Annotated in this window: 17 protein-coding genes; 16 read left to right on the top strand and 1 reads right to left on the bottom strand. The window is 23.7% G+C overall.

Translation table 11 applies throughout. The features are described 5' to 3' along the window. Positions 1-4: 4 nt before the first annotated feature. From VP91_RS01145 to VP91_RS01130, 4 genes are read left to right on the top strand one after another with little or no spacing between them, the layout of a single operon-like run. A complete protein-coding gene (locus VP91_RS01145; protein ID WP_169035614.1) occupies positions 5-1,609 on the top strand; it encodes a hypothetical protein in 1,605 nt (534 codons plus the stop codon). A 15-nt stretch (positions 1,610-1,624) separates the two neighbouring features. Continuing rightward, the gene (locus VP91_RS01140; RefSeq protein ID WP_169035613.1) at positions 1,625-3,304 is read left to right on the top strand and encodes an ATP-binding cassette domain-containing protein; all 1,680 of its coding nucleotides are present in this window, start codon (positions 1,625-1,627) and stop codon (positions 3,302-3,304) included. A 15-nt stretch (positions 3,305-3,319) separates the two neighbouring features. Further along, positions 3,320-5,149 carry an asparagine synthase (glutamine-hydrolyzing) gene (gene asnB / locus VP91_RS01135; protein ID WP_169035612.1) on the top strand — a complete coding sequence of 610 codons (1,830 nt, stop codon included), beginning with the start codon at positions 3,320-3,322 and terminating at the stop codon, positions 5,147-5,149. Beyond that, positions 5,142-6,311, top strand: coding sequence for a hypothetical protein (locus VP91_RS01130; protein WP_169035611.1), 1,170 nt, complete (start codon positions 5,142-5,144; stop codon positions 6,309-6,311). The genes asnB and VP91_RS01130 overlap by 8 nt, the downstream gene beginning before the upstream one ends. Before the next feature lie 4 nt (positions 6,312-6,315). Here the strand turns inward: VP91_RS01130 and VP91_RS01125 are convergent, their stop codons facing one another. Further along, on the bottom strand, positions 6,316-7,701 hold the full coding sequence (locus VP91_RS01125; RefSeq protein WP_169035610.1) for a PQQ-dependent sugar dehydrogenase: 1,386 nt from the start codon (positions 7,699-7,701) through the stop codon (positions 6,316-6,318). A gap of 150 nt (positions 7,702-7,851) precedes the next feature. On the opposite strand from VP91_RS01125, the gene VP91_RS01120 reads away from it, so the two are divergent. Genes VP91_RS01120 through VP91_RS01065 form a run of 12 tightly spaced genes read left to right on the top strand, consistent with a single transcriptional unit; the run spans position 7,852 to position 19,642 of the window. Then, the gene (locus tag VP91_RS01120) at positions 7,852-8,964 is read left to right on the top strand and encodes a hypothetical protein (protein WP_169035609.1); all 1,113 of its coding nucleotides are present in this window, start codon (positions 7,852-7,854) and stop codon (positions 8,962-8,964) included. 14 nt (positions 8,965-8,978) lie between these two features. Next, entirely contained in the window at positions 8,979-9,866 is an 888-nt protein-coding gene (locus VP91_RS01115) for an NAD-dependent epimerase/dehydratase family protein (RefSeq protein WP_169035608.1), read from the top strand. Continuing rightward, complete coding sequence (locus VP91_RS01110) at positions 9,856-10,608, top strand: HpcH/HpaI aldolase family protein (RefSeq protein ID WP_169035607.1); 753 nt, start codon at positions 9,856-9,858, stop codon at positions 10,606-10,608. Before VP91_RS01115 ends, VP91_RS01110 begins: the two co-directional genes overlap by 11 nt. Beyond that, positions 10,605-11,351 carry a 3-deoxy-manno-octulosonate cytidylyltransferase gene (locus VP91_RS01105; protein ID WP_169035606.1) on the top strand — a complete coding sequence of 249 codons (747 nt, stop codon included), beginning with the start codon at positions 10,605-10,607 and terminating at the stop codon, positions 11,349-11,351. Before VP91_RS01110 ends, VP91_RS01105 begins: the two co-directional genes overlap by 4 nt. Before the next feature lie 19 nt (positions 11,352-11,370). Next, entirely contained in the window at positions 11,371-12,030 is a 660-nt protein-coding gene (locus tag VP91_RS01100) for a 6-phosphogluconolactonase (protein ID WP_169035605.1), read from the top strand. A 12-nt stretch (positions 12,031-12,042) separates the two neighbouring features. Continuing rightward, positions 12,043-12,984, top strand: coding sequence for an NAD(P)-dependent oxidoreductase (locus tag VP91_RS01095; protein ID WP_169035604.1), 942 nt, complete (start codon positions 12,043-12,045; stop codon positions 12,982-12,984). Positions 12,985-12,999: 15 nt separating this feature from the next. Then, positions 13,000-13,716 carry a cytidylyltransferase domain-containing protein gene (locus VP91_RS01090; protein ID WP_169035603.1) on the top strand — a complete coding sequence of 239 codons (717 nt, stop codon included), beginning with the start codon at positions 13,000-13,002 and terminating at the stop codon, positions 13,714-13,716. Continuing rightward, positions 13,703-15,046 carry a glycosyltransferase family 2 protein gene (locus VP91_RS01085; protein WP_169035602.1) on the top strand — a complete coding sequence of 448 codons (1,344 nt, stop codon included), beginning with the start codon at positions 13,703-13,705 and terminating at the stop codon, positions 15,044-15,046. Before VP91_RS01090 ends, VP91_RS01085 begins: the two co-directional genes overlap by 14 nt. A 3-nt stretch (positions 15,047-15,049) precedes the next feature. Then, a complete protein-coding gene (locus tag VP91_RS01080; protein WP_169035601.1) occupies positions 15,050-16,117 on the top strand; it encodes a Gfo/Idh/MocA family protein in 1,068 nt (355 codons plus the stop codon). Further along, the gene (aroF, locus tag VP91_RS01075; RefSeq protein WP_169035600.1) at positions 16,117-17,010 is read left to right on the top strand and encodes a 3-deoxy-7-phosphoheptulonate synthase; all 894 of its coding nucleotides are present in this window, start codon (positions 16,117-16,119) and stop codon (positions 17,008-17,010) included. Before VP91_RS01080 ends, aroF begins: the two co-directional genes overlap by 1 nt. Then, positions 17,010-18,824, top strand: a complete 1,815-nt coding sequence (locus VP91_RS06980; protein WP_169035599.1) for a carbamoyltransferase C-terminal domain-containing protein — start codon at positions 17,010-17,012, stop codon at positions 18,822-18,824. The genes aroF and VP91_RS06980 overlap by 1 nt, the downstream gene beginning before the upstream one ends. Next, the gene (locus tag VP91_RS01065; RefSeq protein ID WP_169035598.1) at positions 18,821-19,642 is read left to right on the top strand and encodes a shikimate dehydrogenase family protein; all 822 of its coding nucleotides are present in this window, start codon (positions 18,821-18,823) and stop codon (positions 19,640-19,642) included. Before VP91_RS06980 ends, VP91_RS01065 begins: the two co-directional genes overlap by 4 nt. Positions 19,643-19,655: the final 13 nt, after the last annotated feature.

Below are 19,655 nucleotides of genomic sequence, written 5' to 3'. Positions count from 1 at the left end.
TTAAATGATAAATAATTTATCTTTAATAAAAAAAAATAAGCAATTATTTAATTATAAAGAGAGTAATAAAAAAATTATTTTAGTTGAATATAATAATTTTCATGGATCACATTTATGTCAAGCACTATTAGCAAATTTTTTTAAAAAAAAAAATTCATCAAAAATAGTAGCTTATTTTAATTATTGTTTAATAGTTTCTCCATTAAAAGTTAATTTTATTCAAAAAATAAAATGGAAAATATCATCACTTCTCTCTTTAAGTTTTAAAGGCATATATAAATCATTTGGTGTTGAAGAATTTATTAGACCTGCAATTACCAAAGAAATGACAATTAAGGCAATTAATATAAGAGATAATTTTTTTAAACAAGAGGTTTTTAATCAAGATATTGTGAATTTTCAAATTAATAAAATTTGGATTGGAGATCTGATGTATGACACATATTTAAAATCGAGATTAGTTCCAACATTTGATATACAGAAAAATGATTTTAAAAATTTCTTTAAAGAATTTTTAGAACTTTTTTTTTATTGGGAAAAATTTTTTAAAATTAATAAAGTGACCCAGACTATAGGTGTCCATTCATGTTATTCGTTTGGATTACCTCTTCGTATCAGTGTTCATAATAATATTCCTGGATATGTAATAAATACTAGGGCAGTAATGAAAATAGATAAAAAAATTCAAACAATGTATGGAAATTTTAAATTTTTTAAAAAAAATTTTTTAAGAATTAAAAATAAAAAACAAGCTCTAACTATATCTAAAAAAAATTTAGATTTGAGGATAAGTGGTATCTCGGGAGTGGATGTTGGTTTATTTAATAGAGAAAAGAGCTCTTTTTCTAGAAAAAAAATTAAAAGAAATTTAATGCAGAAAAACTCAAAAATAAAAATTCTAATTTGCACTCATGATTTTCTTGACTCAATTCATGTTAATGGAAAAAATTTTTTCCCTGATTTTTATTTGTGGATAGATTTTTTAGGAAAAATTTCAAATGAGAAATCCAATGATTATGATTTTTATATAAAAAATCATCCAAATTTAGGAAATAAATATGAAAAGTACCAAAAATATACAGAAAAATTTGTAAATCAATTAATAAGAAAGTACCCAAAAATTAAAAAAATACCTAATGACACCTCTCATCATCAAATAATATCAGGTGGGATTAATTATGTTTTGACAGTTTATGGATCAGTGGGCATTGAATATGCTTACCTTGGCATACCTGTTATCAATGCCAGTAGGCACAATCCTCATATTAATTACAATTTTAATTTAAATCCAAAAAATCAAAGAGAATATATAAAGATTTTATCTAACTTAAAAAAAAAAAAATTTGAAATAAATAAAAAAGAAGTTTTAGAATGTTATTTTATGAAACATTTTTTTTGGGACGAAAATTGGCTTTTTGATAATTATAAAGTATTTATGAACAAGATTGGTGGTTATCACAATATACACACAATTAGACTCTATGAGTACTGGGCTAAAAATATTGATGAAAAATTTGTTAAAAAAATTAATTATAGATTTAATAATTTTGTAAATTCCTATGAAAATAGGCTTTCAATTTTTAGCTCTAAAAAAAATAATTGGAACTAAAGTTAAAATTAGAAAATGTTTAAAATATATAAATTTTTAGATAGTAAAGAAAAAATTTATTTTCATTTACTAATTTTGATTTCAGTTTTTATGAATTTTTTTGAAGTATTTTCAATAGGAATGATCTTACCTATATTAGATTTTTTAATTAATGGAAAAGAAAGCAATCTATTAAATAATATTGAAAAATTTGTTCCATTTGAAATAAACCTTAAGAGCTTACTTATATTTTTTATATCATCGATATTATTAAAAAATATTTTTTATTTAATTAATAAATACGTAACAGTTGATTTTTCGACAAAAATAACCAATAAGGTTCAAATAAAAATTTTAAAAACATATCTAAAACAAAATTTAATATTTATTAACGAAAATCATTCATCAAAAATTGCAAAAGATATAAATGTAGAAGCAGGAGTTTTTTCAGGTAGCTATGTTGGGCCTGTGTTGAACTCTATATCTCAAATTATTATATTTTTGTTTATTATAATTTTATTATCTTTCTATAATTTTAAAGTCACATTCTATATATTTACGTTTATTTCTTTAATGGCAATCATTATTAAATTTTTTAGTTCTAAAAAATTAAAAGATTTGGGCGTTAAGAGAACAAATATTACAGGAATTTTTTATAGAAATATTAAAGAGGCAATTGATTTTATCAGAGAAATTAAAATTCTAAATTTATATGATCATTTTACAAATAAAGCAGAAATTTCACTTACTAACTTAAAAAAGGTTACTATCAGAACTAATATGTACTCAGAACTACCAAGAGCTTTTTTGGAAATATCTTTTGCAATATTTGTGGTTACTTTTATTATTTTATTATTCCCATCGCTAGGAAATCAAATAATTATTCAATTAGCATTATATGTTACATGCATGTTTAGATTACTGCCTTCAGTTAATAATTTGGCTATAAATTATCAAAGAATAAAATTTTCTAAAATTGTTGTTAAAAAAATTGAAGATTATTTCAAATTAGAAAGCGATGTAACAATTAGAGATGATCATTTGCATTTAAATAACTCTTTAAAATTACAGGATCTTACTTTTAACTATTCAAAAGATAACATCTTTGAAAACTTAAATTTTACTATTAAGAAAGGAGATAAAATTGGCTTAGTTGGTAAATCAGGAGAAGGAAAAACAACATTAATTAATTTAATTATGGGTTTTCTTGAGCCTCAAAAAGGATATGTTTTAATTGATGATAAAAGGATAAATGAATTTGAGCAAAGTACTTTGCTAAAACTATTCTCTTACGTCCCTCAGAATGTAGCAATACTCGATGACACGCTACATAACAATATAACTCTGTATGACTCTTATAGAGAATTCGATACAAATGATCTTGGATTAGCGATAGAATCAGCTCAATTAAGCGATGTATTAAAAAAAATAAACAGTAAAAAGATTAAAACATTGGGCGATAATGGGTCTAGAATATCTTTTGGTGAAAGACAAAGAATTGGACTTGCAAGAGCTTTCTATAAAAAGGCACCAATAATAGTTCTGGATGAAGCCACTAGTTATTTGGATAAAAAAACTGAAGAGTCTTTTTTAGATGCATTAGATCATAACTTAGATAATAAAACCCTAATTTTCATATCTCACAAAAAAGAAAGTTTGAGAATTTGTGAAAAGATTATAGAGATTAAAAACAAAAAAATAGAGGTCGTAAAATAAATTTTTATTAAGATTATGTGTGGTATTGCAGGATATATTGGGGATATAAATTTTATTCCAAAAAATCAAAGAATAAAAAAATGTGAAAAATTGATGGGCTTTAGAGGTCCTGATGATTTTAATTCAGAGTTATTAAAAGAAAATTCTAGAGCTCATCTCTTACTTCATTCTAGACTTGCTATTATTGATTCCAATAAAAGATCAAACCAACCAATTGAAGATGATAATGGCATACTAGTTTTCAATGGCATGATCTATAATTATTTAGAATTAAAAGAAAAACTAAAAAAAAAAATCAATTTTAAAACAAAATCAGACACAGAAGTACTTTTAAAATATTTAAATTTGTATGGCAAAGATTGCCTAAATAAATTGGAAGGAATGTGGGCTTTTTATTATTACAATAAAAAAACTAAATTATCTATTTTATCGAGAGATAGATTTGGAGAAAAACCATTATTTTACAAAAAAGAGAAGAAAAAATTTTATTTTGGATCTAGCATTAATTATATTGGAGCATTATCAAGTAAAAAATTAAGTATTAATTATAAAAAGATACAAGATGGATTAAGCTATGGTTACAAAACTTTTTATAATGAAAATAAAACATTTTTTAAAGATATTTTTTCATTAGAACCTGGAACAAGTATAATAATTGAAAAAAATAAAAAGATTAGTTTTTTTAAATATTTTAATAAAAAAATTGAAATAAAAAAAATAAATTATAAAAAAACCAAATCTAAATTAGAAAAAATTCTTAGTAAAGATTTTTCTAAAACAATAAGATCAGATTTTCCTGTTGCCTGCCTTTTAAGTGGAGGAATAGATTCAAATATTATAGCAGCTTATTCAAAAAAATTTATTAATAAAAAATTTGAATGTTTTTCGATTAAAAACCAAGATACTAATTATGATGAAAGTATTAATATTAACAGGGCGATAAGAAAATTAAATGTTAAACACAATTATGTAAAATTTAAAAAAGAAAATAGCCTTAAATATCTTGATAGATTTATTAAGAATACTTCATCAATAATGCCAACAGCAACTTGGATGCTGTACAGTCAAATTATAAAAAAGATAAAATCAAAAAGATTTAAAGTAGTTCTTGGTGGAGCGGGAGGAGATGAATTATTTGCAGGGTACTATATTCACAATTTGTACTATTTAAAAAGTATTTTAAATAAAAAAAAATTATTTAAACATTATTATGCCGAATGGAATGCAAAAGTAAGACCTTTAATTAGATCGAAATATTTAAATGATTTTAAATTTTTTTTAAAAAATTCAAATAAAATAAATAGTAATTTAACACCATTTCTTGAAAATGAAGAATTTTTAAAGAAAAAAAATTACAAAAAGTTTCTCAATAAAAAATTTATAAAAAATGATTTGAAAAATTTTTTATACGATGAAATATTTTATTCATCTTTACCCGCACAATTAAACCCTGCAGATAATATTTCAATGTATCATGGTATTGAAAATAGATCCCCTATATTAACAAAAGATATTTATAAAATTTCATTTCAATCTAAGAATGAACATTTTTTAAAGAATGGTTTTGGAAAATATTTGCTTAGAGACATATCGACAAGTTTTATAGACAATAAAATTTCCTGGTCACGAAATAAAGTTGGATTTTATTCTGATTTAAAAAATATTTTTGATGTAGGTTCAAAATCTTTTAGACAAAAATTATTTCAAAGTAAAAAGATTAATTCATTTCTTGATAAACAAAAAATAATAAATCTGCTAGATAGTGATAAAAAACTATCAAATTCTCAGTCCCATTTTTTATTTTCAATTTTAAACTTTAGTATTTTAGATAAATATTATGGTTAAAAAAAAAATTATTTTACTTATTATAAGAAGGGGTGTGGCCGAATTGGAGTGGATAGCGCCGATTCTAAATCAGATTAATAAAGATCAATTTCAACTACATGTATTTTACTTAACAAAAAATGCATTTTTAAGTTGTAAAAATAATAAATTTTTCTATTCAATAATAAAAAAAAAAGAAGCTTCGTTTTATGTATATAATTTAACAAATAAAATACATTTTAAAATTTTTAGAAAAATAATCCCAAAAAAATTTATTAATAATAACTTAAATTTAAAAATTCATGATATCGAATTTTTAAAAAAAAAATTAAGAATTAAAAATAAAATTCATATTATATTGACAGAATTTGGAAACTTTAGTTATTGGCTGAATGCTTTTAAGGCCAGTGAAAATTCCAAAATAATACATTTTCCAAGTACACCTTCAATTTATGTTACTAGTAAAACCAGACATAAATCAAAAAAATTACCTGGTGATTATTTGTTTATAAATTCAAAGATAGAAAAAGATTATTGGTCAAAATTTATTGATAAAAAAAAAATATATTGTTTTGGGATTCCTATGTTTGAAAGTAAGTGGCAAAAAAATTTTAAAGTTACAAAAAAAAAAAATAAAACAAACAAAACAATATTAATTGCTTATAGCTCTTATTTTAGTATGGTTAATTCAAAAGATTTAAAAATACTTCAAAAACAATTAAAAAATGTGATGAATTTTCTTATGACTAAAAATAATATAAAAGTCATTTTTAAGATACATCCATTTAAAACTGATCAATTGTTTTTTGATATTATAAATGCATATCCTAAAAATTTTAGAAATATTACTAATGATAGCTTAAATAAAGCAGTTTATTATTCAGATTTATTAATTTCAAACTTCCAATCAGCAGCTAATATTTTTGCTAATGTTGGAAAAATACCAAGTTTAGAAATGCCGAGGGAAATTGATACAATATATAATTCAAAAATTTCAAATAATAAAAAATTAGGAATTGTGATTTCAAGCAATAATTTTAATCAGTTTAAAAGAAACTGTGAAAATATTTTGGGAAAAAAAAAGAATAATTCTACAACTAAAAATTTGAAAAATTTTAAAAAATTATTTCTTATAAATAAAACTCCAACACAAAAAATAATAAATTTTATAAAAAATGTTTAAAGATTTAATTTAAATTTTCAAGAAATCCTATTGAAGGAGTATTCTCAAGGGATAATAAATAACTATCTTTGTTAATTTCAATTATGTCTCTTATTCTTTCACCAATATCTATTTCGTTGAAAATGTTTAATTTATTTACTTCATCATCAATTTTAAAAAAATAAAGTTTTTGAGCTTTCAACGATGATAAAATTAAAGAATTATTTTTATTAATTAAAATTTCACTAGGTCCAATATTACCTTCTTTAAAGTAAAAAATTGGTTCAATAAAACCATATTTGGAATGAGATTTAAATAGTGGGGCTTCATCCCTATATTTTCCATCATAATGATCTCCGTAAGAAGATATTGGATAACCAAAGTTTTGAATTTTTTCTGTTCCATTTAATTTTATTAAGTTAATTTCATCACCACCTTTAGGACCATGTTCCGATGTAAAAAGTAAATTTTTTTCTAATAAATAAAATAAACCTTGTGGATTTCTATGACCCATTGATAAAGTTTTAAATTTTTTGTTTTCTAGATTAATTTTTATGATTTTACCAAATATTGAGTCTTTATTTTGTGCAATTGGCCATGAACGATAATTGCCAATAGTAAAAAAAATTTCATTATTCACCTTTGCAATTCTTCCACCACTTTGATTTAGTTGACCATAATTAACATTTGGATTTAACTCATGTAGATTGGTTCTAGTGTCAATTATACATTCATCATTTTTAAATAAATAATCAAAATTAATTTCATTTAAATTCATGCTGGCTTCTAATATAGCATTACCATAACAATTATTTGTAACTTCTCTTACAAAAGAAACATAAATTTTTTTATCCTCTATAAGTATATCTTTAATAGTGTCGGCAAAAGATTTTTCATGAGAAATTTTTACAAAATCATGTAAATTACTTTTTAGTATCTTAAAATTCAGGTTTTCTGTAAATAAATTTTTTTTATCGAAGAAAAATAATTTTCCAGATGATATAGCAACAACAATTTTATCTTCATAATCATCAATATAATTCCATTTTATTGTAGGACTATTATAAATTAATTTTGGATGTGGTATAAAATATTTTTTTAAATTAAAGTTTTTTTCATTTTTAGAAGTTAAAGTTTTATTAAAAAAAATTTTTCCAGAATTTAATTCATGTAATATTTTTAATTCATTATTTAAGTAAATTATTTCGTTATTTTTTGATTTTAACTCATTTTTTAAAGCATAATTTCTAAATACTGTTTTTTTTAAAAAAGATTTGATATTTGGATGAATTTTTGATTTGAAGTTTGAAATATATTCATTTTTATTATTTAATTGTAAAATTATTACATTCTTTCCCAAAAAGAATATAATTAAAGAAAATACTAAAATTAAAACATATTTTTTTTTCATTTTATGCTAACTAAATTTAATATTATTGAAATATCAACAAATCAAATACTTTCAACTCTTTATTGAGAACTATTTGAATAAATTAATATATAGGTTCTATGAATTATATAAATACAAAATTAAATCACTCATAAATTTAAAAAAAATTGCATGAATAAAGTTTTGAATAAAATAATCATAGGTGGGACTAGTGCATCATTTAAATCACTCTTATGTATGCAAATAGATAACCATCCAGATGTAAATGTAATTCATAGACATGACAAAATCCTACAAATTTTTATAAAACCTTTTGCGAATTTTTCATTATTCAAAGAAAAATATTTAAAACAACAAAATGAGATTAATTATACAATCATAAAAAAAAATAAACTTAAAAAATTAATTTTTAAAAATAATAAAAAAAAAATTTTTTTCTCACCAATTTTACTAAGAAAACTCTTGATAGATCATACTGGATATTATGTTAATGAACAATACGCGTGGCAAAAAAAAATTGGTTCAGATGTTTCTAGTCTTTCTTCATCATCAAAAAAATTTGATTTTGAATTTTATAAATATGATAAGTACATTTTTAATAAAATCTTTAATTCAAAAATTACTAATTTTTCTCCAGAATTTTTATACGATATATTTTTAGAGTCTTTTATTTATTCTCAAAATAAGAAATTAAAAAAAAATATTCTTTTTATGGCACCAAATAATTATGAATCGATCGATTTTTTGATGAAAGAGAAATTTAATATAAAAGTAATATATCTTTTAAGGAACTCAGAAAATATAGTTTTGTCAAGAGCTATAAGACAAATAGTAAATGAAGAAAACATCACAGATAAACGATTAGTTCAAAAAAAAATAAATAAAAAAATTGAAAATATTTTATACGCTAATTTTTATAAGTCGGTTTTAAGTCAAGAAAAAAAAATTTTTCAACTAGAAAAAATTAATAAAAAAAAATTAAAAATAGTTAAGTCAGAAGACTTTATATATAAAAATCCAAAAACAATAAAAGACATAACTCAATGGCTAGGTATTAAAAATCATAAATCACTAAAAGATCTATATTATGAAGGATCTAAAATGGATAAAAAAAAATATTTAGATAAAATAAATGATGATGATTTTATTATAGATAATTCAATAAAAAATTTTTTTTATATTCAAAAACATGGAATAAAAAACTTTATTTTTAATTGTAAAAATAAAAGTTTAAAAGTATTAATTTTTTTAATTAAACAATTTATTTATAAAAACTTTAAATAATTTAAAAATTCTATATGAAAAAAAATATTTGTATAATTGGAGGTAGTGGTTTTTTGGGCTCACATGTATGTGATGAACTTAGTAAAAATAAAGATTATAGAGTTACCGTATTTGATATAAATAAATCTAAATTTTTAAATAAAAAGCAGAAAATGATTATTGGAAATATCATGAATTTCAAATTACTAAAAAAAACACTCAAAAATCAAGATTTTGTTTTTAATTTTTCAGGCATTTCTCAATTAGATCTTGCTTTAAACAAACCTTCAATGACAGCTGAATTTAATATTTTAGGATTATTAAATATATTGGAAGCATGTAGGCTTAATAAGGTAAAACAATTTATTCAAGCTAGTTCAATTTATTCATTAAGCAACGATGGAGGTTTTTACAGCTGTAGTAAAAGAGCTGCTGAAGATTATATTAGAGAATACAAAAAAAAATATAATTTGAATTATACAATTTTGAGATATGGATCTTTATATGGTCCTAGAGCAGACAAAACAAATGGAATATTTAAAATAATAAATTACGCAATAAAAAATAACAAATTACTATACGAAGGCAGTAGATTGACCAGAAGAAATTATATCAGTGTTGAAGATGCATCTTTTTTGAGCGTAAAAATTTTAAATAAAAAATTTCATAATAAAACTTTAATTTTAAAAGGAAGAGATTCAATAAAAGTATTGGATTTATTGAAAAAATTATCCAAAATATTAATAATTGATAAAAAGAAAATTTATTTTAATGAAAAAAAACAACAATTAGGGCACTATGTGACTAACCCCGATCCTTATAAAATTGATGTTGGAAAAGAATTAAAGTATGAAAAAAAAATTAATTTTACTAAAAGTATTGAAAAACTAGTATTAAATATAAAAAATAAGAATGAAAAATAATTTCATTAAAATTAATCAAATTAGAAAGAAATTAAAAACCAACAAACCATCATTTGGAACTTGGATGCAAATTCCTCATGCAGATATTGCAAAAATTCTAACAAATAATAATTTTGATTGGATAGCGTTGGATTTAGAGCATGGATCAGGTTCTATTAATGATATTCCAAAACTAAGTTTTGTAATTGGAGACTCAAAATCTGCTTTTATTGTGCGAATTTCTGATGAAAATTTTAAAAGCGTGGGAAGATTTTTAGATTTAGGAGTTGAGGGTTTTATTTTATCAAAAGTTGAAGATCCAAAAAAAATAAAAGAAGTAATTGATAAATCAAATTTTCCTCCTGAGGGAGATAGAGGGTATGGATTTTCTATTTCTAATGATTTTGGATTACAAGATATGAGTGAAACATTGAAGTTTAAACCTTTAATTGTTGCAATGATAGAAACTGTAAAAGGCCTTAAAAATATAAACAGAATAGTAAAAGTAAAAGGGCTTGATGCAATTTTTATAGGACCATATGATTTAAGTTTATCATTAGGTATACCAGGACAATTTCAAAATAAAAAATTTCAAAAAACTATATTAAATGTAATAAATATTTGTAAAAAAAATAAAATCGCATGTGGAATTCACATGACTGAACCAAAAAAAGATGATTTAAAAGAAAATTTGAAAAAAGGCTTTACTTTTATAGCTTATGCAATGGACTCTAGTTTTTTGAAAAAAATTAAATTGAAGTGAAAATTTTAACTCTAATTCCTGCAAGATTAAATAGCTCAAGGTTTCCAAGAAAACCATTAAAAAAAATATTTAAACATTCTATGATTTTAGAAGTTTATAAAAACGTATCAAAGTGTAAGTTACTTAAAGATATATTTGTTGCTACTTGTGACAAAGAAATTTTTGATCATGTTACTTTAAATAACGGTAAAGCAATAATGACCTCAAAATTACATCAAAGAGCAAGTGATCGATGTGCTGAAGCTTTACATAAAATAGAAAGAGAAAAAAAAATAAAATATGATGTTGTTTTAATGGTTCAAGGAGATGAACCTTTGGTTAATTCGAAAATGATAGAACAATCTTTAAAACCTTTCAAAAACAACAAAAAAGTAAATGTTGTTAATTTGGTTGGCAAAATAGATAAAAAAGAAGCTATCAATAAAGATTGTATCAAAGTAGTCAAAAATAAATTTAATGATGCTTTATATTTTACAAGAACTTTAATTCCTTCAGGAATTCAAAACGGAGGATTTTATTTAAAACAAATATGTATAATCCCTTTTAGAAGAGATTTTTTAAAAAGATATATTAATTTAAAACCAACTTTTTTAGAAAAGCTAGAGTCAATTGATATGTTAAGAATATTAGAAAATGGGTATAATGTAAAATTAGTAGAAACAAAAGAAGTTTCAATACCCGTTGATAGAAAAGAAGATATTTTAAAAGTAAGAAAGTATTTAATAAAAAAATTGAAAAAATAGAATTATTTTATCTTATTAAATGACAATATTTTATAAAAAAATTAATTTACTTTTATCTAAAAAGATAAAAAAAAAAAAAATTAATTTTCTTATAACTGGTGGTGAAACAGCAAAAGGTCTTTACAAGTATTGGCAAAAAAATAATGATTTTTTAAAAAATAAGAACATTAATTTCTTTTTATCTGATGAAAGATTGGTGCCTACAAATAAAAAAAGTAGCAATTATAATTTAATTAAAAAAAACTTATTTTTTGATAAAATCTCGATTAATTATAACTTTTTGAGTTTTTTTAATGATATAAAAAAATATAAAGCTCAAATTAAAAAATACAAAAATTCATTACCCAAATATTTTGATATTGGCATACTTTCATCAGGAAGTGATGGGCACATAGCATCAATATTTTCAAATAATAAAGAGTCTATTAAATCAAACAAAAAAATAATATTTAGTTCCTCTAGCAATAAACCTAGGAAAAGAATATCATTAAGCTTAAAATATATTAAAAAAACAAAATTTTTAATCATAATGTTTGAAGGTACAAAAAAAGGTAGGCTTGCCGCAGAGTCAATTATCAATCAAAGTAAAAAAGAAATGATAATTTCATATTTTTCTAAAAATTTTTGGATATTTGATAAAAAAGCATATATTGCATATAAAAAAAAATTAACAAATTAAAAGTTTATTAAATTGAATATACTTGTTACAGCTACGCCGTTTTGTGAAGATAGCCAAAAATCTATAAAAATATTGAAAAAACATAATTTAAATTTCACTATTTATAATAAAAATATTAGTTCTGAGTCAAAACTAATTAAATTATTAAAAGATAAAGAAATTGTTGTTGCCGGTCTTGAACGTTATTCAGAAAAAGTTTTGAAGGAGTCTAAAAAATTAAAGCTTATTTCTCGAGTTGGTATTGGGTTAGATAATGTAGATTTAAAAGCCGCAAGAAAATATAATATTTCAGTAACTCATACCCCCGATGGCCCAACAATGGCTGTTGTAGAATTCACCATTGGTTTAATTTTTTCAGCATTAAGATTAATACATACATCGTATGTTAATATTTTAAATTCTAAGTGGAAAAGGAATACAGGTTTTAGAATTGAAAATAGCGTAATAGGAATTATAGGTGTAGGTAGAACAGGTAGTAGAGTTGCAAATTTATTGAAAAATTTAGGTGTCAAGAAGATTTTGATTAATGACATAAATTATAAATATAAAAAATTTAAGAAAAATATTTTTAAAGCATCAAAACAAAAAATCTATAAAGAAGCTGATATAATTTCATTACATATTCCACTTACGAATAAGACCTCAAATTTAATTTCTTATAGGGAATTTAAACTTTTCAAAAAAAATAGCATATTGATAAATACTTCAAGAGGAGGAATTGTTAATGAAAATGCACTTTATTCAGCATTAAAAAGAAAGAAACTATTTTCTGCAGCAATGGATGTTTTTGCTAGAGAACCATATAAAGGAAGATTAAGAACATTAAGAAATTGTTTATTAACTCCTCATAATGCTTCTATGTCAAAAGATTGTCGCATTAGAATGGAAACTGAGGCAACTGAAGAAGCAATAAGATTAATAAGTAAAAAAAAATTTAAAAATCTTGCAAATTAAAAACCTATAAATTTTATGGTCAAAATAAAAAAGTCTGAAATTATTTGCATAATTCCAGCGAGAGGAGGATCTAAAGGTTTAAAAAGAAAAAATTTACAAAAAGTTCATAATAAAAAATTGATTCAATATCCTATCGAGTATGCTTTAAAATCAAAACTTGTAGGAACTATTTTAGTTTCTACTGATGACAGAAATATAGCCAATATAGCAAAAAAAGCTGGAGCTTTAGTACCATTTTTAAGACCAAAAAATATTAGTGGCGATTTTACAACTACAGAAGAAACATTAAAGCATGCTTTATTAACTTATGAAAACTTAACAAAAAAAAAATTTAAAATTTGTATTTTTTTAACATGTACTGATATTTTTAGACAAAAAGAGTGGATGAAAAAAGGTATTTTAATTCTTAAAAAAAATAGAAAAATAGACAGTGTATTTGTAGGAAATAAAACTCATAAAAATTTTTGGGAAAGAACGAAAAAGTCAGGTTGGAAAAGATTGAAAAATAGAATGAAAACCTATTCTTCTAGACAAGTAAGAGATTACATAATAAGAGAAGATACGGGTCTTTTTTGTGCTTCTAGAGCTGAATTATGGAGAAAAGGTAGAAGAATTGGAGATAAAGTTGAGGTAATTCTAAATGATGACACTTTTAGCGGTATAGATATCCACAATTTAAAAGATTTAAGATTAGCTAATTTGGCTATGAAAATATTTAATGAAAAAAAATAAATTAGTTTCAATAATTATTAGAACAAAAAATGAGGAGAACTGGATCTCTGTTTGTTTAGATAAAATTTTTAAACAAAATTATAAAAATTTTGAAGTAATAATTGTTGATAATAACTCAACTGATAAGACAGTAAAAAGAGCTTTAGAATATAATGTTAGAATTGTAAAAATAAAAAAATTTTTACCTGGAAAAGCAATTAATCTTGGAATTAAAAAATCAAAAGGAGATATAATTGTATGTTTGTCTGCACACTGTATTCCAGTCAACAACAGTTGGTTGAAAAATTTAATTAAACCTTTAAAAAATATACAAATAGCAGGATCTTATGGTAGACAAGAACCATACTCATTTTCAAGTGACTTTGATAAAAGAGATTTATTAAATACATTTGGGCTAGATAAAAAAATTCAGAAAAAAGACTCATTTTTTCATAATGCAAATAGCGCGTTTACAAAAAATATTTGGAAAAAATTTCCGTTTGATGAAAATATTACAAATATAGAAGACCGAATTTGGGGAAATGTTGTTATCAAAGCTGGTTATAATATTTTTTACAATCCTGATGCAAGTGTATTCCATTATCATGGAATTCATCAAGATTTAGACCCAGTTAGATGTAAACAAATAGTAAGTATTCTCGAGTCTTTTGGAGGTGAATTTAAATCTTCTCAAATTAAAGAAAATACAAAAAATAAAATTTTAGCGATTATACCTCAACGTGATAAAACAAAAATTTATAAAAATCAAAATTTAATTTCATTTACTATTAATGAATTAAAACAATCAAAAAAAATTAAGGAAATTGTAGTATCAACAAACGATACTAAAACAAAAAAAATTTCAGAAAATCTTAGAGCTTATGTTCCTTTCTTGAGACCAAAAAATCTTTCAGAAAGTTATGTAGATTTAAATTCGGTGCTTAAGTTTACTTTAAACAAATTAGAGGGAAACCGTAAATTTTTTGATATTATAGTAATCGCAAGTGAGAATTATCCTTTAAGAAAAAAAGGTTTATTTGACAAAATGATAAGTAAATTAATCTTAGGAAATTATGATACAGTAATTGCATGCAAAACAGAAAAAGGAAGTATTTGGCAAAAAAATAAACTCAAAACAGTCAATCTTGTAAATAATTTAATACCCTCAAAAATTAAAAATCAAAAAACTTTAATTGCAAATACAGGATATGCTTGTGTCACAAGACCAACTAAAATTAGAGAAAATGATATTCTAAATGGAAAAATTTATTTTTATGAGATAGATGATCACAATAGTTTTTTTGAAATTCAAAATATTAAAAGTTTCAAAAAATTTCTTGATCAAAAATAAGGTATGAAAAAGGTAAAAACAACAATAATAGGATGTGGAAGAGTTGCAGAGCATTACAAAAAAATAATAAAAAAATATAAAATTAAGAATTTATTAATAGTTGGTGTATGTGATCTTGATAAAAAAAAAGCTTTAAATTTCTCTAAATTTTTTAAATGCAAATATTACAAAGATTTTAAAAAAATGCAGCTTTTAGAAAAACCTAAATTAACATTGGTTTTAAGTCCCTCTGGCTATCATTATATGCATTCAAAACATGCACTTGAAAATAATATTAATGTTTTGACTGAAAAACCAATGACTATGTTGCCAGAAAATATTAATAAATTAAATAAAATAGCAAAAAAAAATAAGTTAATGTATGGAGTTGTTTTTCAAAACAGAGAAAATTTAGCTATTCAAGCACTTAAAAAAGCATTGAAACAAAAACGATTTGGAAAAATTGTAAATATTTCAGTAAATATTTTTTGGTGCAGATATCAAGATTATTACAATGATGGGTGGCATGGAACATGGAAAAATGACGGTGGAGTTTTAAATCAACAAGCGATCCATCATGTGGACGTTTTAAATTGGTTATTTGGACCAATTCATTCAGTTTTTGCTAAATCAACTAAGAGATTAAATAAACTTCAGGCAGAGGATACAATAATAGTTGCCTTCGAAAATATTGATGGTGTTCTGGGCACCATTCAAGCTACTACAGCGGCAAGGCCAACTGATTATGAGGCTTCAATAAAAGTTTTTGGAGAGAAAGGATATGTTCAAATAGGAGGAATAGCATTGAATAAAATTCTAGTTTGGAATTTTTTATCAAAAAAGAAGAATGACACTCAAATTAAAAAAAAATACTCCGAAACAGTTGATTCTGGTTATGGCAATAGTCACAGCATCGTTCTCAACAAAACTCTCAAGAGATTGATTAGCAATAATTTTAATGCTCTAGTAAGTGCTGATCAGGCCGAAAATACCAGTAGATTGATCCATTCTATATATAATAGTTGTGAAAATAAAAAATTAGTTTTATTAAATAAAAGGTTATTATCAAAAAAACTTGGATTAAATAATTGATGTCAAATTTAGAAAATAAATTTCCTGGAAAAGATGTAACAATTGAGGATATAAAGACTAAATTTCCTTTAGTTGCAAAAAAAAATAAAAATCATCACTCAAAGTTTAAAATTGCTGGAATCGAATTTGGTGGAAAATTAATTCCAATATTTGCAGGTCCAAATATGGTAGAGTCGAGATCTTTAATTTTAAGTACTGCAAAAAATGTAAAAAAAATTGGAGCGCAATTCCTTAGAGGTGGAGCTTTTAAACCTCTAACATTTCCTTATAGAAGTAAAAAATATAATGAAACCCGTGAAGAGGGTCTGAAATGGTTAAAAGAGGCAAGAAAAAAATATAAAATTCCTGTGATTACAGAAGTGATGGAAGAAAGGTTTCTACCAATAATATGTGAAACTTCCGACATTTTACAAATCGGATCAAGAAACATGCAAAATTTTCCTTTATTAACAGCCTGTGCAAGAACAAAGAAACCTATTATGCTAAAGAGGCATTATGGGTCCTCTTTAAGGGATTGGTTAGGTGCTGCAGAATATTTAATGGTAGAAGGAAATAAAAAAATTTTATTGTGCGAGAGGGGTGTTTCTGTCCCCCATACACACAGAAACACATCAAGATTTTTAATTGATTTACAAGTAGTACCCGCAGCAAAAGAAATAACTCATTTACCAATTGTTGTTGATCCATCCCACGCTACTTTTTGGAGACCATGGGTTCCTTCAATGACACTTGCTTCGATAGCCGCAGGTGCTGATGGGATAATGTTAGAAGTTCATCCAAATCCAACTAAGGCAGCAGTTGACCCGCTACAACCAATTGATTTCAGCTCATTCAAAAAACTGCACAAAGAAATGAAAGCTGTAGCCAAATCTATAAATAGAAAAATTGATTAGTGTACACAATAGGTATCCATTACGGTCATGATAGCAATGTTTCTTTAATTGAAAATGGAAAATGTGTATTTGCTATATCAGAGGAAAGATTAACAAGAGTCAAATTTGACAATAGATGGCCAAAAGAGAGCATTAATTATATCTTTAAAAAATTTAATCTTAATTCTGAAAATATAGCTGCAGTTGCTGTAGTTGGAAGCTCAAAACAAGAGGAAACTTCTGGTGGTTCTATAGAAAATATTTATAAAAAATTTGATGAACAAACAAACTTATTTACCAAAATATATTCGAAGATAATCAATCCTTTTGATAACATTTTTTCTTTTCTAAAAATAAGAAAAAAAATTACTATTAATTTTGTAAAAAAAAAAATTTTCAAATTAGGCATAAACGAAGATAAGATATTTTTTTTAGACCATCATTTTTGCCATGCAGTAGGTGCGTTTTATGCTTCAAATTTTGAAGAAGCTTTAATTGTTACATGTGACGGAAAAGGTGATGATTCTTGTCATAAATCCTTTGAAGGAAAAAAAGATGAAAATGGTTTGAGTGACTTAAAATTAATTGCAAAGTCTGATCCCATTGACTCGATTGGTTTTTTTTACTCAACAATCACTGAATTCTTAGGATTTAAAAGAATGAGACACGAGGGCAAAATTACTGGCCTAGCAGCTTTTGGTAAAAAAGATTATGAAAAAGATAAATTTCCAATTGAATTATCTTTAGATGGACTATCTTTGAATAATAATTTAATTAATGAAAAAATTAAAAAATCAAAATTTTTACTATTTTTTAAATTTTTAATTTTTGATTATAAACTATTCTTCAAAGTTTTATTCAATAACGCAGCAATTGAAGGAAGGTTCTCGCAGTTAGTTTTAAAAAAATTTATTTCTAATAAATTTCTAAAAGAAGATAAAACTAACGTAGCAAAGTATGCTCAAATAGTTTTAGAAAATACTCTTAAAGAACTCATTCAAAACACATTAAAAATTGTCAAAGCATCAAAAATATGTCTGTCAGGTGGAGTTTTTGCGAATGTAAAATTAAATCAAAAAATTTATGAAATTACAAAAAAAGAAATATATGTCATGCCAGGAATGGACGATGGTGGCTTATCGATAGGTGCTGGACTTTACATTTTTGAAAAAAAATTAAACAAACCAATTGTTGAAAATTTCGAAAATATTTATTATGGCCCAAGTTATGATGAACAACATATTAGAGTAATATTAAATAATTCTGGATTCAAATTTAAAAAGATTGATTTTATTGAAAAGAAGATTGCGGAAGAGTTAGCTGCAGGAAATATAGTTGGAAGATTTAATGGACGAATGGAATGGGGGCCAAGAGCTTTAGGAAATAGAAGTATTTTTGCAAATCCAAAAAATAAAGAAATTAATACAACTTTGAATAAAAGACTCTCTAGAACTGAGTTTATGCCGTTCGCACCAATAATCCTTGAGGAAGATGCTGAAGATTATTTTGAAAATTACAATAAATTTAAATGTTTTGAGTTCATGACAATGACCCTTAAAGTTAAAAATGAAAAAATTCAAAAGATTCCTGCCGTAGTTCATGTAGACAATACGGCAAGACCCCAATGTGTTAAAAAAAAAATTAATGAATCTCTCTATATTTTGTTAAAGGAATATAAAAAGTTGACAGAAATTCCTGTTCTTATAAATACAAGTTTTAATTTACATGAGGAACCAATTGTTTGCACACCAATTGATGCTTTAAAAGCTCTTGAAAGAAATGCAGTTGATTTTCTTGCAATAGAAAATTTTTGGGTCGAAAAAAAAAGTTCATGAAAAAAAACTATGTATTAATTATTGGAAGGTCACCATCTAAGGGGGCAAGATCCCCTATTTTATGGAATAGGGTTTTTAAAAAAAAAAAAATAAATTGTGAAATGTTTCCACTGGATGTGTCTAATAATAAAATACTTAAAAAGAAATTTCATGAACTTAAAAATGACAAATTTTTTCTAGGTGGAGCAATCACAACTCCATATAAAGAAGATATTGCGAAATTGCTTAAAAATAATTTGACGTACCAAGCAAAAAAAATAAAAGCAGTTAATTGTTTATTTAAAAAAAAAGGTGTTCTTTATGGAACCAACACTGACGGAGAAGCGGCATTAGATAGCTTGAAAAAAAAATTTGGATCAATAGAAGATAAAAAAATTTTATTGATCGGTTTTGGTGGTGCTGGCAAAGCAATAGCAGCTTACTTAAGTTCCGATGTAAGCAATAAAAAAAATTTAAATATATTAGTTAAAAATACAAAAAAATATAAATTTAATTATACTTTTTTTAATTATGAAAGTGTGAAGTTAAATAAATATGATATTATTATAAATGCAACTTCTATCGGTTTTGATGACAAAAAAAGATTGTCACCCTTATCTGAAACAAAAATATTAAAATTAAAACCAAAATGTAATATTTTTGATATAATTTATAATCCAAAAAAAACTGAATTTTTAAGAATGTGTGAAAAAAAAAATTTTAAAACTTTAAATGGACTTGATATGAATTTAAGACAAGCAGCTATTGCATTCAATTACACAATTAAGAGTTCTAAAACTAAAAAGATTAAAGAATTAATGAAAATTATGGTAAAATAAGCTTTTGGTCAAA

Source organism: Candidatus Pelagibacter communis (genome assembly GCF_012932795.1).
GTDB classification, from domain to species: Bacteria; Pseudomonadota; Alphaproteobacteria; order Pelagibacterales; family Pelagibacteraceae; genus Pelagibacter; species Pelagibacter ubique_S.
Note: the sequence above shows the minus strand (reverse complement) of the source record. Positions and strands in the feature narration are given on the sequence as shown.